The sequence below is a fragment of the Asinibacterium sp. OR53 genome (assembly GCF_000515315.1).
Lineage (GTDB): Bacteria > Bacteroidota > Bacteroidia > Chitinophagales > Chitinophagaceae > Sediminibacterium.
Genome location: NZ_KI911562.1, coordinates 1,586,592 through 1,599,963, shown reverse-complemented (window position 1 = coordinate 1,599,963; position 13,372 = coordinate 1,586,592). Strand labels below are relative to the sequence as shown.

Sequence of the window (13,372 nt, the reverse complement as noted above, 5' to 3'; positions counted from 1 at the left end):
ATAAACAACCACCATGCGAAATAGGTTTTTTCTTTTATTGGGTACACTATTCCTGCTGCTTAACGGCAATAGCGTTACAGCACAAAACAGTTTACCGAGCCGATGGGACGAACTGACGGCCAGCGACTGGCCCAGGGCGATAGAGCAATCTGCGCGCACTTGTATATTACCCATTGGTATTCTTGAGAAGCACGGCCCGCACGTGCCCATAGGTTCTGATTTGATAAAAGTGCGGGAATGGGCTGCCAGGGCTACAAAAAAAGAGTATGCCGTGGTATTCCCCGATTATTTCTACGGACAGATCAATGAAGCAAGACACCAGCCAGGCACTTTTGCCCTCCCCGAACGGGTAGTATGGGATATGATTGAAGCCTCCTGTGATGAAATTGCCCGTAATGGGTTCAATAAAATCGTTATCATCAATGGCCATGGTGGCAACCCGGATTTTCTGCGATATTTTATCCAGACGCGGCTGGAGAAGCGGCGTAATTATGCTGTGTTCTTTTTCCAACCTTCATCAGATTCTACTTTTAGCGCCAGGATGGCCCAACTGCACCAGTCCGATCCGAAAAATGATGCCCATGCAGGTGAGCGGGAAACTTCTGAATTGTTATACCTCCGGCCCGACCTCGTAAAAATGGATAGTGCCGCCAACGAATCGGGCGCCAACCAAAAACGTTTATCGATTCCCGATATGTATACAGCCATCTGGTGGTATGCCAATTACCCCAACCATTATGCAGGAGAAGGCGCCAAAGCCACCAGACAGTTGGGAGAACTGGTAACAGAACATACGATTACTTCTTTGGCCAGGGCGCTGAAAGCAGTGAAGGCAGATACACAAACACTGAAACTGCAGGAGGAATATTTTGATAGGGTGAAGAAATAAGCAATTTTACAAATTGCTTACAGTATAATCACTCGGCAACATCGTTGAGACTTTTTCAGACCATACCCAATACCCCTCTATTATTAAATCCAGTCCATTATAATAATTACCATTGGGGTATATGAAAACCGGATTATTGAATCTCAAATTAATTTCACTCCGGATGAACTCATTGCTTCTATATGCAGGGAGCGTTTTAGCGAATCCGAGTGGTACTCTTTTGTTCAAAAAAACAACCTGTAAATAATCACTGAAATAGAGCGTTTTCGAATTCGGATCATTTGTATTGGTTACAATGATACTATCCCGGGGTACAACATGATCCAGCATTAACTTATTCTCGTTATCAGCCAGTCTTTTAACTTTTACGTAATAGTCCATCGAATCTGTGTTGGTTTTCAAACTGCTAGCTATACCCTCATTATCATGTACCTGCTTCAGTACATTTTTAACCCTGTGCTTTTCCCCATCACTGATCCATTTCACTTCCCTCACTTCAAATCCATCTTTTGTCAACTGATTAAAATACAGGCTCCTTACAAAGTTTCGCAAAGAGCCCTTATATACATTGCTCCGCAATTGGTTCCACCTGACAGCTTCTCTTGCATTCCTTGGCTTTAACTCTTTAAATAAAGGATACCCTCCGTAAGAAAAAGTATTGGTATTAAAATCAATTTCAAACCTCGTCAACAGGTATATGATACTGTATCCCAAATCCTTGTTTTCAAAGATCAACTTGTCATCACTGAATGCCCTTAGTTTATTGGTATTGCTATTGTACCTGAATTTCACCACTTCCGGGTTCTTCAAGATGCATTTTTTTGATAATTGAGGTGTGCCGATGAAATAAGATTCAAAACTGCTTCCCCATTTTTCCCATCCGTTTTGATCATACGGCTCCACCACTACTTCTTTCAATATATTAACCGTGGGTTTAAGATTTACGATCAACGGATCGGCTGTTTGATTCATTTGTACCCACTCGACATAATTTTCGTAGTTCAAAGATGTTACAACAAGCTCGCACTTTCCAGGCTTTGTGTACTTCAATTGGAATTCCCCTTTGTCATTCGTAACGGTGCCTGCTGTAGTGTTGGCTAAAAATACGCTCACCCCTTCCAATGGCTTTTTAGTTTTATCATCCACTACCTTCCCATGAATGCTGTATTGTGCGATAGCAGCTATCGACAAAACCAATAAAAGGGCAGTTAGTATAGGCTTCATTGCATGATGATTATTTCAACAGTTTGTTGACATGAAGCAGTCTTCCTTTACTATCCATTCCTTCCAGCACCAAACGAAAAGAGTGCGTAACATCATTGTTGTAAAAAATGATCTTTAGTTTTTGTTGATGCTTATCCAGGCTGATCCAGGGTTTCCAGAGCAATGTAGATCGCAAATCCAAGCCGGCATAAGCTTGTTCAGCTTCGGCATAATTGGGCGAATAAAATTCTTTGACAGGGGTATAGCCGCTCAACGTTTTAAATGCAGCACCACTGGTCTCAAAATTATTGGTGCCGGAATTATTGTCTACCCCTTTTTTAGTGTAAATAGCAATGGCGCCTCCGCTTGCAGTTTGCCATTGATTGTCTTTTAGACCTCCCACAAAAGGGGGGTTAAAGACTTTAATATATGCCACATTACTTACATCAATTCGCTGTACTTCGGAAGCGGGTATTGGAGTTTCATTTAAGTAAAATGTGACTGCGCCTTTTCTGAATTCAACAACGTTTTCAGTTGCAGTGGCTCCAATGTTATTTCCAATTTCCAGTTCCGGAACCTTTCCGGTTAGAAAATCAAAAATCGATTCTGTATGGCTTGCATTTTGCAAAGTGCTCATATCAAATGCCTTAGCTGCATCGCCGCTGAAAATACCCCTGGCGTATTTAAAATCCAACTGCTTGATTCTTGTTAACTCTTTGGTATGAACTGTTACTTCTTTGAGTGTGGCTCTTCGTTTTAAACTATCCAACTTCCTTTGCTCTTCAGCCAGGTATTGAAATTTGCCAAGCCCTGCTGTATCAAACCCGTATGAAATAACACTTTGCGTTACCTGAGGGTCTGCCTTGAATAAATCATTCTCAATCATCAAATCACGATCAGGCAGATTTTTTAAGCCGTTTATTTTGTAGTAAACCTTCGTAGTATCAAAGAGCATAGCATTTTTACTTGCAAAGCTGCCATCTTCTAGTATAGGCAGCGTGAGCATGGTATTGGTGGAATCTTTTGCTATCAGGATCAAATTGATCGCCTCAGGCTTTTTACCCTTTTTCGCCGCATAACCATCTATTTTTCCTTTAATCGACAGATAGCCAGAATCTTTAGGATATTTCAATGCGGGAATCGGGTCTTTGAGTATTTCCTCCCATTGATATCTTCTCCATCCATTTGTTAGCATTACCAGGTCTAAATGACCGTATACACTATCTGCCTTTGAGGCAAAGTAATAAGCAGGCTGGTAAATATTTCCGGCCAGATCGCCTTTCAGCAATAGTTGCGATATAATGGTATTATCAGGAACATCATTGGTGCCGGCGGCAGTAACAGAAAGAGACAAGTTTGCATAAGTAGTGTCTTTGAGGTCAACCTCAACAACATTTTTTCCACGTTTCGTTGTGCTCAAAGTATCTACCTGGATAGTTGCATTCAGGGCATAATCATCATTCTTTACAAAAAGAATCCGCTCACAAAGAGGCTGTCCGTTGGCATCGAATATTGTTAATTGAAGGATACCTGATAACAGTTTGCTGATTGGCAAACTACTTGTAATGGATTCCTTGTCTGATAAATCCAGGTTTGCTTTGAAAAGAATGGTGCCATTCATTTGCCCAACCAGCATTAATTGTTTCATTTGGTCAGGAACCGCTTTTGTTCTTTGAACATGGAACTTTCTGTTTCCGCTTCCTGATTCTACAACCAGGTTAACACCGTTCTCTTCTACAACTGGCAAATGGGTGCTGTGCATATTTCCGGGTAAGTCTATCCATTCAGCCGTATATTTTTCACCGGTATTGGGAACGAAAGAGAACTTTCCCATTCCATCATGGACCGATTTAAATGAAGCAACCGAATCGCCTTCACCATTTTTTATGATTCCATCGATCGTTTCCGGAAGTCCTGATTTATTCACTGCTTTGAATGCAATCACATTCAATTTATTTGACAGCAGCGTTCCTGATTCCGGCAAGAACTGAACAGTGGTTTCATTGGCTTCAAAATCCCTTTTCCCTTCTTTTGAAGCCGTTGAAACAATTTGAAATGTTTGCCGGTAAAAATAGGATGAGTCAAAATTTCGCATCCATTTTGTATAGCAGATTGCATGAACAAATCTGCCATCATATTTTTCCGGCAGCGTATAACTGCCGGCCGAATAACTATATATTACAGGAGTAACTGTTGAACTGATGAGCTGTCCTTTGTCGTTATACCAATCGATGTAAAAGTTCTTTGAAATCAATGATGGCTCAATCCCTGATAAAAGATAGGCTTTATACCATATCGTTTGACCGGCAGCGTATCTGTTGTTATCAAATTGCACATAGGCTTTTTCAAAGGGCGCATTTTTCCGAAATGTAGAAAGAGCAGCATCAATATTTTGCGCTTCCGTCTTTGAATTTATTACTACTGCAATAATTAATACCGATAAGGTTTTTAAAGAATTTATCATGCTGATTCATTAAAAATGCCGGGGGAGTCATGTTAATAAATTTACTAATAATATTCTGTATCAACCCTTAATTCATGGATATTTTTCAGACCGGTTGGTCAGCTAAAAGCCGAATATATTGCTACGTTGGGGGATGACAAATGATTACTGCAGGCTGCCATCGAGATTATGGCTCGGGCTGAAGGTTTTCAAGATCGTTAAGATCCTTTGATCTACCCGATGCTTTTTTGGCTTCAATCAGGTTGTTCTTATGAATGGTCCTGATCTTCAATCCATCATCTTCAAATAAGACCGATTGATTGAAACAGGTTTTAAAATCCAATCCCTTCACCTGTATCATAATGTCAATTGCCACAGGCGGATTTCCGAATGTAAACACATCCCAGTTAGGATGGAACAGAAAGTTATCTTCCGTCATGTCGAAAACCGGCATGTCAAATTCAAAAAAAGCTTTTTTTAATTTTTGATAATTCTCACTCGTACGTTCAACCCATATATCCATGTCGCCGGTTGTACGGGAATAACCATGGAGTATTACAGAGAATCCACCAACGAGCATATAACGCACTTCATTATTATTAAGCACGGAGAGGAAGTCTCTGAAATCTTCGTTGAAAATATTACTCAAGCGGGTCTGGATTTAGCTACAAACTTTGTTCGATCAAGTTTTGGCGGGGTGTCTTCAGGGTAGTTGTATGCAATACTGTTAAGAAACGAAGACACTTTTAATCGTTCCTGCCAGCTTAAGTTCTTATAATAAGCTGCATGATCCGCAGCAGCGGCTGCGGTTTGAGCCTTAAAAGATGTCCTGTCCAGTTTGAAAGATGCCATACACAAAGTTAATTATTATTGATAAACATTTTTGCTCCACTGGAAAGGGGCTCAAAAACTGAACTTTTAGCTTCATGGCCAATTAAGTACCTTTCGCAATCATACCATCAATAAAGAAATATGCGAATAGCTTCTGTTACTTCACTCCTGCTAGGCCTGTCAATATTCAATAGCTCCCTCGCGCAGGTGCAGCCGGATTATCACCATCGACTGACTCCCATCATGGGCTGGTCTAGCTGGAATAATTTCAGGGTGGGGATCAATGAAGCGCTTATCAAAAAGCAGGCAGATGCTTTGGTATCCAGCGGTATGAAGCAGGCCGGCTATTCGTTCATCAATATAGATGATGGTTATTTTGGCGGAAGGGATGAAAAGGGAAATATCAAACCGCATCCTGTCCGCTTCCCGGGAGGAATGAAAAAGTTAGCCGATTATATTCATGCAAAAGGATTGAAAGCCGGGATCTATTCAGATGCAGGCATCAATACATGCGCTTCTATCTGGGATAAAGATACCATTGGTGTAGGCATGGGGTAGTCGTATTACAGATCTCCGGAGTAGCTTCGCCGTTCAATGTCTTTCAGAAGAACCGATCTTCTACAACTTCATTTAATTCAAATTCCAGTTTTCTTTAGTGATCTCATATACAAAATTCAACTTGGGCGCTTCACCGAAATAAGCCACTTCCTGCTCGGCTACTTTGGTTGCCCCCAAACGGCCAATGGCTATTTGAGAACGGATATTGCCCGCGCCAATATGGAAATATACTTTTGAAACAAACTTAAAAACATAATCCAGCATCATTGTTTTAACAGCATGGTTGATGCCTTTTCCCCAATAAGCTGTTCCGTAAAAAGTATATCCGATCAGCAAGCTGCTTTCCTGCCTATTGTAATCATATATCCGGGTACTGCCGATCACTTTTCCTGTGGTTTTGTCTACTATTTTAAATGCGCCCTTGCTTCGTATTGCACCATCAAAAAATATTTTGAACACCTCCTTTTTCCAACGGTCCTTATTGGGATGTTGCTCCCATATTTTGGGGTCGGAAGCTACCGCATATAGATCTTCAAAATCATCATCCTGCAATGGGTAAAGGGCTATTTGTTTATTCTCTAATACAGGTTGCATGTTGAACGGGATCAACATTTTTTTCATCATGATATCTGTCTGCTCATCATTGCCTAGTTTGAAGATATGTTTATCAAACTCCACAAAGCCGTTTTTCCTGTAAAAACTGATGGCTTTTTTGTTTTCTTCCCAAACACCCAACCAAACATAATGAGCATTCATCAGGTCAGCTACCTGGATTGCTTTTTCGTAAAGTACTTGCCCGATTTTCTTGCCATGGAACGCCTGCAATACATAGATTCGTTCTATTTCAAGTGCGTCAGCGTCTTTTATCTCTGTCTGTGATTGCCTGAAGTTCAGTTTCAGATAACCAATCACTTTATTGTCAAGCAGGGCAAAATAAAACTCAGCATTTTTATCGTTCAATTCGGCAGTCAGCTTCTCCGAAGAAAAATTTTCTTCCAAATATTTCGTCATATTTTCTTCGGTGTTCCATACCGAGAATGTTTCATAAAAAGTTTGCCTGCCAATGCTTTGCAATTGCTCAATATCATTGCGTGTTGCCTTTTTTACTTCTATACCTGTCATGTTCATTTAAAATTTCACCTGAATAATCTTCTATTTATTTGACAATGAAGCTCTTAACTCAAAGCTAATTCACGATTCGTGAATTGCGAATTAAAGCCAGCCAGCACTTGTATGCTATAAAATACTGAATAAATTTATTATAATTACAAATAACCCTGATTATGACAACCTACTCCTTTAAAACCAAGCACTTCCTATTATTGCTACTGGGTATAGCATTTGTCTTTGTCTTTATTACTGTTGACAGGTTCCTTTTCAACCCGGCTTCCGATTTAGCGAAATAGTATTTTAATGTAAGATGGTGGATACTTCCACATGCATTAGCAGGCTTAACAGCATTAATTACCGGCGCGCTTCAAAATAGTTTTCATCATGGGTAATAAAAGTCACTGCCTGCTGATGACCTCTATATGTTGGATCACTTGACCGGTTGATATTCTAGGATAAGAACGCCGTTGTTGATCGTTTGTGAATGTTTGAGTTCGAATTTCTTTAATGCCCGGTTGTCTTCGAAGAGCCTCAATCCACCGCCTATCGAGAGTGGAAATACCATCAGCCGTAACTCGTCTACAAGATCGTGGTGAAGCAACGCTTTTACGAGTGTGGCACTTCCATAAACAAGGATATCTCCTCCATCGGTTTTCTTAAGTGCGGCAACATCTTTGGCAACGTCGCGCAGGATATGGCTGTTGTTCCACTCTGTTTTTTGCAGGCTATGAGATACCACATATTTCGGATAACGGTTGATGCAGTCGGCAAATCCGCCGCCAGTCTGGCTGGGCCAGTATCCGGCGAATAATTCATAGGTGTTTTTACCCAACAATAAGGTGTCTACACTGGCAAGCTCATCTACCTTGTACTGTCCGGTTTCCGGGGCATTGTAATTAAATTGCCACCCACCATGAGGATGCGGCGTTTCATTACCGCCGGGCGCTTCCACAACACCATCGAGGGTGATGAATTCGGTTACGATAATTTTTCGCATAAACCTTTTTTTGTAAGGTTAAATGAGTGTATAGTATCAGTTTTTTACGCTTAAAAGCTAATGAATATTTATCGGCTTTCATAAGGAGATTGACAGATTCTTATCTAGCCTCGTTTGCCAGAAATGATTTATATTTAAGAACATATCGATACTGTTATGAGAAAACTATTGCTGTCAGTCTTTATCCTGTTTGCCGTTGTTCTCAAAGCACAAAAAAAGACAGGCGAGTTTATTTTAAATGGCATCATCGAAAACCCACAAACTTCTCATTTATACCTGCGCTATACCAACAATGAAGGGGTTTCTATTTTAGACAGCGCGGCCATTCAAAACGGGCAATTTCAGTTCAGAGGGCATATCAATGAGCCCACACTTGCCATTTTTAAAGCGAACAAACAAATCATTCCTGATGATGAAAATCTCAACATCATTTCCTTTTATCTTGAACCGGTAACGATGGAAGTTAATGTTACCTACAACGAATTTTTAAAAGCAAAATTTACCGGATCAAAAACGCAGAACGAAACAAAATTATTGGGCAGGTATTGTGATACAATCAAGTCCAATAGCCCTACGAAATTTGAGAGTTATTCAAACGCCACCAGGGCTTTCATACGGGATCATCCAGGTTCCTTTGTCAGTCTTTCCAATCTTAATGGATATAAAGGCTGGTGGCCTATTGATTCTGTTATTTCATTATTCAACATATTATCTCCGACTTTTAAAGGAACCCATACAGGGGTGGAATTGAGCACTTTCATAAGAAAAAAAATGGAGACAGCCGTTGGAACAACGGCCGGCCTGTTCCGAACGGTTGATGTTAATGGGAAAACAGTAAACCTCGAGCACTTCAGAGGAAAGTATGTATTATTGGATTTCTGGGGAAGCTGGTGTGCCCCCTGCAGGGAAGGCATGCCGCACATGAAAGAGGTGTATAAAAAATATAAAGATCGGAGACTGGCAGTTATAGCAGTAGCACATGAAAATGATGAGTCTGACAAACCCTGGAAAGAGGCCATTGCAAAAGATGCCACACAAATGTTTATTCATGTGCGGTCTGAGTTAAAAAACGATCCTGTTTATAAAAAAATATCCGACCAATATTTTGTCACTTCGTTTCCTACTAAATTCCTCATAGATCCTTCCGGTAAGATCATCGGCAAATACCTGGGGTCTGATGATGACAGTAAACTTGATCAAAAGCTGGTTGAACTATTCCCATGAGCATTTTAAAAACTTCCAGTATCTATTTAGTATGACTCTACAAACAAAATATTTTAAAGTACTTATATTTTTTATTGTCCTGGCTTCACTCAAAGGCACTTGCAAAAAAGATCAACCCCCATGCAGAGGAAATTGTGTAACCATCAACATAAGTGGTAGAATTTATGTAAAGACAAGTAATGTTGCCTTAGCAAACGTTCCGGTGGAAGTAAGTTGGTTTCGTAAAGCTTATTGTTGGGGATGTATAGTATACAAAGTAGCTTCAGGAGAAACGGATAATGATGGAAGGTTTAACTTCAATAGAACAATCGACACCACTTTTTTCAGAAATTATTTTTTAAGTGTCAGGGCCCCTATCGACACAAGCTATTTAATGAGTCCATATGGTCTCGGCGGGCAAAATTTTCATGAAGAAGATATGTATGACTTCAATTTAAATGGACTACAAGATTTAAAATTTGGGTCCTATCTAAAAACGTATTTAACCATCAGGCTTCATAGAATATTTTCCGATAGTTTCGATTATTTTTCAGTCGATCATTCTTTCCTTAATTGGAGTTCTACAGATTATATTATTAGAGGGCCGCAATTTGCAAAAGACACAACTTTTAGCGTAACCACGCCTGTAGGTATTTATACAAGAATAGCCTGGTGGAAAACAATTGTTGCCGGGCCATCAAAAAAACAAACCGACTCTCTAATATGTACTAAAAATGGACCAAATGTTTTTGATCTAAATTATTAAAATGATCATGCCCGACTTTCTAAAAGCGTTACATCAGATCAATTTCAACTATTTTTGCCCTGAAATGAAAAAGTGGATGGCATTCCTTTTACTGTTGGTTACCGTTGCAGCAACTTTTTATCCTTGCAGCAGGGAAGATTGTTGCAGGGATGAACTATCTGCAAAACCCACCAACCGCAACAATCAAAAACCGGCATGCAATTGCTCTCCTTTCGTTACCTGTGGCACTTGTGCAGGGTTTACATTGACAGCCGCCGCTTTTGTTGAGATCCCAAGGGTCACAGAAGAAAAAATGGTACATTATACCAGGATCGTTGATCCGGCTCTCTCCACTTATACAACTTCGCTTTTACAACCTCCCCGAATGGCATAGTATCTCATTGCAGTACACCTTATTCCATTAATTTCCTTAACAATAAATATGAGGCACACATTATTAGTGTGTATGTTGTTCCTGGCCTGTACAGGTATTTATGCGCAGCATACGATCAGGTTACAAATAAAGAAAGACGAAGAAAAGCAACCGCTTGCCGGAGCAACAGCAACTATTCCCTCACTTAAGAAATCCGTTGTATCTGACAGCGGCGGTATTGCCGTCTTTACCAATATAGCAGCAGGATCTTACAAAATAACCATCTCTTTTGTGGGGTTCGAAGAGCGATCCATCACCGTTGCTGTTCCGCAACCGGCTGCAACACTTACGGAAATACTGCTGAAAGAAGCGGAAGCCAACGAACAGGAAGTGGTGGTAACCGCTACCCGAACCAGCAGAACCATCAGCGATATACCCACAAGGGTGGAAACCATTTCAGGAGAAGAACTGGAAGAAAAAGGCAACATGAAACCCGGCGATATCCGGATGCTCCTGAATGAAAGCACCGGTATCCAAACGCAGCAAACATCGGCCACTTCTTACAATTCCAGTATCCGCATACAGGGGCTGGACGGCCGGTACACACAAATACTCAGGGATGGGTTTCCGCTCTATTCCGGCTTTTCCGGCGGATTGAGTTTAATGCAGGTAGCGCCGCTTGATCTCAAACAAATAGAAGTAATCAAGGGCTCCTCTTCTACACTTTATGGCGGTGGCGCTATTGCTGGCCTGGTGAACCTGGTTTCCAAAACACCCACAGCGAAAAGAGAACACTCATTTCTGGGCAATGCAACTTCTGCCGGAGGTATTGACCTCAGTGGTTTTTACAGCCAGCGATTCAAAAAGATTGGCGTAACCGTTTTTGGGTCCGGGAATACCAGCAAAGCGTATGATCCCGCCGGTATCGGCTTAACAGCTATTCCTCAATCGGAACGTTATACTATTCAACCGCGCCTGTTCTTTTATGGTGATCGAACAACTGCCAATATTGGCTTTGGCTATATCACCGAAAACCGCACTGGCGGCAGTATGGATTATATTGAAAAAGGAGCGCCAAGTTATTTTGAAAAGAACCACACCGACCGATTCTCCACGCAGGCACAGCTGACACATAAACTCAGCAACAAAGAACAACTGATTATCAAATACAGTTATACCCGGTTCAACCGCTTGATTCAAATTCCCGCATACGCTTTCAGCGGCTTGCAGCAATCTTCCTTTTCAGAAGCTGTTTACAACCGTTCAGGAGCATACACACAATGGATAGCAGGAGCCAATTTCCTGACCGACGATTTTAAAGAGAAAGGCAACGATCCCTTGCGTAACTATGATTACCATACCCTTGGCGCATTTATTCAGAACACCTGGACACCCATCAAAAAGCTTTCCTTTGAAACAGGTTTGCGGGGCGATTATGTAAAGCAGTTTGGTTTTGAATGGTTGCCCAGGGTCGCTGTTCTGTTCAAAGTTTCTCCTGCACTCACAGCGCGACTGGGAGGCGGCATGGGTTACAAAAATCCTACGCTGTTCACCGAAGAAGCAGAGCGCATGCAGTTTCAGCATATCCTGCCCATCAATGAAAATACCACCGTCAATGAACGCTCATCAGGCGGCAGCCTGGATGTGAACTATCGTACAAAGATCGGCGATGCCGGTATCTCATTTAATCAATTGTTCTTTTACACCTGGCTCAACAAGCCATTGGTATTAACTGCAACGGGCGCCAGCAGTTACCAATTCATCAATGCCAACGGGTATATAGATACCAAAGGAACAGAAAGCAATGTGCGCATTACTTATGGAGATTTCAAGTTGTTCCTGGGTTATACTTATGCTTATGTGAATACGCATTTCGATCATGTAAAGAGCTGGTATCCTTTAACAGCCCGGCACAGGCTGAACAATGTATTGATGTATGAGAAAGAAGGAAAATTCAAGATTGGAGCGGAGGCGTATTATTGCAGTCCGCAAAAATTAGGCGATGGGATGCTTGGTAAATCTTACTGGACAATTGGATTGATGGGAGAACGGTCATGGCATCGTTTTGCTGTCTTTCTCAACCTTGAGAACATTACCGATACCAGGCAGACCAGGTTCGATACCATTTACCAGGGCACACTTGCCAATCCATCGTTCAGGGATATTTATGCGCCTGTTGAAGGTTTTGTTGCCAATGGGGGAGTAAGGATCAGGCTTTAAATTTAATTGCAAGGGCTTAACAATCGAAGTGTTTTCATCTTTTTGTGTTTTTGAGTGTTAAAAACACTAAGACGAACAAGACGAAAACAGGTACCTATTAAATAATAAAAAGTTCGCTGACGGCATTGGAATCGCTATTGTACTATTTTGCACAAACGATTGCGTATGTTTTTATGGTCTGTCCACTGTGTAATTCAGTTCAGTTACCCCGGAAGTAAATTGCCGGGTAGACAATAGTTTTAGTTTTATTTTGTCTTTGATGTCTACAAACAATGGAATGCCTTTTCCAAGAACAATTGGATTAACAAACAGCCAGTAGCCATCAATTAAGCCCAGTTGAATCAATGAATGTGTTGCTTCTGGGCTGCCAAAAAGCAAGATGTCTGCACCAGGCTGTTGTTTTATTTCATTTATGCTCTCCGGAAGATTGTCGCTTATAATTGTTGTGTTAGTCAAATCCGCATCTTTCATTGTTTTTGATAAAACAACTTTGTGAACTTTTTTGTACCACTTTGAATGTTCAATATCGTGTTTGGAGGCTCCCGGCTTGTCTCCTGCGGTAGGCCAGTAATTTTCCATCATCTGGTAAGTTACCCGGCCATATAATGCAGTGTCGCCTTCACTAATCCGCTTACCTACATGATCAAAAACTTCTTCATCAACTTTGATCCAGTTCATTTCTCCGTTCGGTCCTGCTACAAAACCGTCAAGCGATATGTGCATGAATGAAATTATCTTTCTCATATAACTTTTGCTTTTACAAAACTTAAGATAAACACTTTCGCAAATACCTCCAAATA

General features: G+C 41.0%; 13 protein-coding genes. 6 read left to right on the top strand and 7 right to left on the bottom strand.

Going from position 1 to position 13,372, the window contains the following annotated elements:
* The first annotated feature begins 13 nt into the window (after window positions 1-13).
* Complete coding sequence (locus SEDOR53_RS0107290; protein ID WP_026769133.1) at window positions 14-889, top strand: creatininase family protein; 876 nt, start codon at window positions 14-16, stop codon at window positions 887-889.
* Window positions 890-895: 6 nt separating this feature from the next.
* On the opposite strand, the gene SEDOR53_RS0107285 is transcribed toward SEDOR53_RS0107290, so the two are convergent.
* The 4 genes from SEDOR53_RS0107285 to SEDOR53_RS0107270 form a co-directional block, all read right to left on the bottom strand.
* Window positions 896-2,113 carry a carboxypeptidase-like regulatory domain-containing protein gene (locus SEDOR53_RS0107285; protein ID WP_026769132.1) on the bottom strand — a complete coding sequence of 406 codons (1,218 nt, stop codon included), beginning with the start codon at window positions 2,111-2,113 and terminating at the stop codon, window positions 896-898.
* 10 nt (window positions 2,114-2,123) lie between these two features.
* Window positions 2,124-4,556 (bottom strand): hypothetical protein, encoded by a 2,433-nt coding sequence (locus SEDOR53_RS0107280; RefSeq protein ID WP_026769131.1) that lies wholly within the window; start codon window positions 4,554-4,556, stop codon window positions 2,124-2,126.
* A 166-nt stretch (window positions 4,557-4,722) separates the two neighbouring features.
* On the bottom strand, window positions 4,723-5,184 hold the full coding sequence (locus tag SEDOR53_RS0107275) for a hypothetical protein (protein ID WP_026769130.1): 462 nt from the start codon (window positions 5,182-5,184) through the stop codon (window positions 4,723-4,725).
* On the bottom strand, window positions 5,181-5,387 hold the full coding sequence (locus SEDOR53_RS0107270) for a hypothetical protein (protein ID WP_037360753.1): 207 nt from the start codon (window positions 5,385-5,387) through the stop codon (window positions 5,181-5,183). Before SEDOR53_RS0107270 ends, SEDOR53_RS0107275 begins: the two co-directional genes overlap by 4 nt.
* 120 nt (window positions 5,388-5,507) lie before the next feature.
* Between SEDOR53_RS0107270 and SEDOR53_RS17365 the strand changes: the two genes are divergently transcribed.
* Entirely contained in the window at window positions 5,508-5,924 is a 417-nt protein-coding gene (locus SEDOR53_RS17365; protein ID WP_037360750.1) for an alpha-galactosidase, read from the top strand.
* 72 nt (window positions 5,925-5,996) lie between these two features.
* Here the strand turns inward: SEDOR53_RS17365 and SEDOR53_RS19295 are convergent, their stop codons facing one another.
* Both SEDOR53_RS19295 and SEDOR53_RS0107250 read right to left on the bottom strand, forming a co-directional pair.
* Window positions 5,997-7,046, bottom strand: coding sequence for a GNAT family N-acetyltransferase (locus SEDOR53_RS19295; protein ID WP_084220482.1), 1,050 nt, complete (start codon window positions 7,044-7,046; stop codon window positions 5,997-5,999).
* A 418-nt stretch (window positions 7,047-7,464) separates the two neighbouring features.
* Window positions 7,465-8,031, bottom strand: coding sequence for a dihydrofolate reductase family protein (locus SEDOR53_RS0107250; RefSeq protein ID WP_026769127.1), 567 nt, complete (start codon window positions 8,029-8,031; stop codon window positions 7,465-7,467).
* A 156-nt stretch (window positions 8,032-8,187) separates the two neighbouring features.
* Between SEDOR53_RS0107250 and SEDOR53_RS0107245 the strand changes: the two genes are divergently transcribed.
* The 4 genes from SEDOR53_RS0107245 to SEDOR53_RS0107230 are packed head-to-tail and all read left to right on the top strand — an operon-like array spanning window position 8,188 to window position 12,572.
* Entirely contained in the window at window positions 8,188-9,255 is a 1,068-nt protein-coding gene (locus SEDOR53_RS0107245; protein ID WP_026769126.1) for a TlpA disulfide reductase family protein, read from the top strand.
* A 31-nt stretch (window positions 9,256-9,286) separates the two neighbouring features.
* Window positions 9,287-10,000, top strand: a complete 714-nt coding sequence (locus tag SEDOR53_RS0107240; RefSeq protein WP_026769125.1) for a hypothetical protein — start codon at window positions 9,287-9,289, stop codon at window positions 9,998-10,000.
* Window positions 10,001-10,007: 7 nt separating this feature from the next.
* Window positions 10,008-10,373 carry a hypothetical protein gene (locus tag SEDOR53_RS0107235; RefSeq protein WP_157576729.1) on the top strand — a complete coding sequence of 122 codons (366 nt, stop codon included), beginning with the start codon at window positions 10,008-10,010 and terminating at the stop codon, window positions 10,371-10,373.
* Between the two features lie 48 nt (window positions 10,374-10,421).
* Entirely contained in the window at window positions 10,422-12,572 is a 2,151-nt protein-coding gene (locus SEDOR53_RS0107230; protein ID WP_026769123.1) for a TonB-dependent receptor, read from the top strand.
* A 171-nt stretch (window positions 12,573-12,743) separates the two neighbouring features.
* Here SEDOR53_RS0107230 and SEDOR53_RS0107225 read toward each other — a convergent pair whose 3' ends face one another.
* The gene (locus SEDOR53_RS0107225) at window positions 12,744-13,316 is read right to left on the bottom strand and encodes a dihydrofolate reductase family protein (protein WP_026769122.1); all 573 of its coding nucleotides are present in this window, start codon (window positions 13,314-13,316) and stop codon (window positions 12,744-12,746) included.
* Window positions 13,317-13,372: the final 56 nt, after the last annotated feature.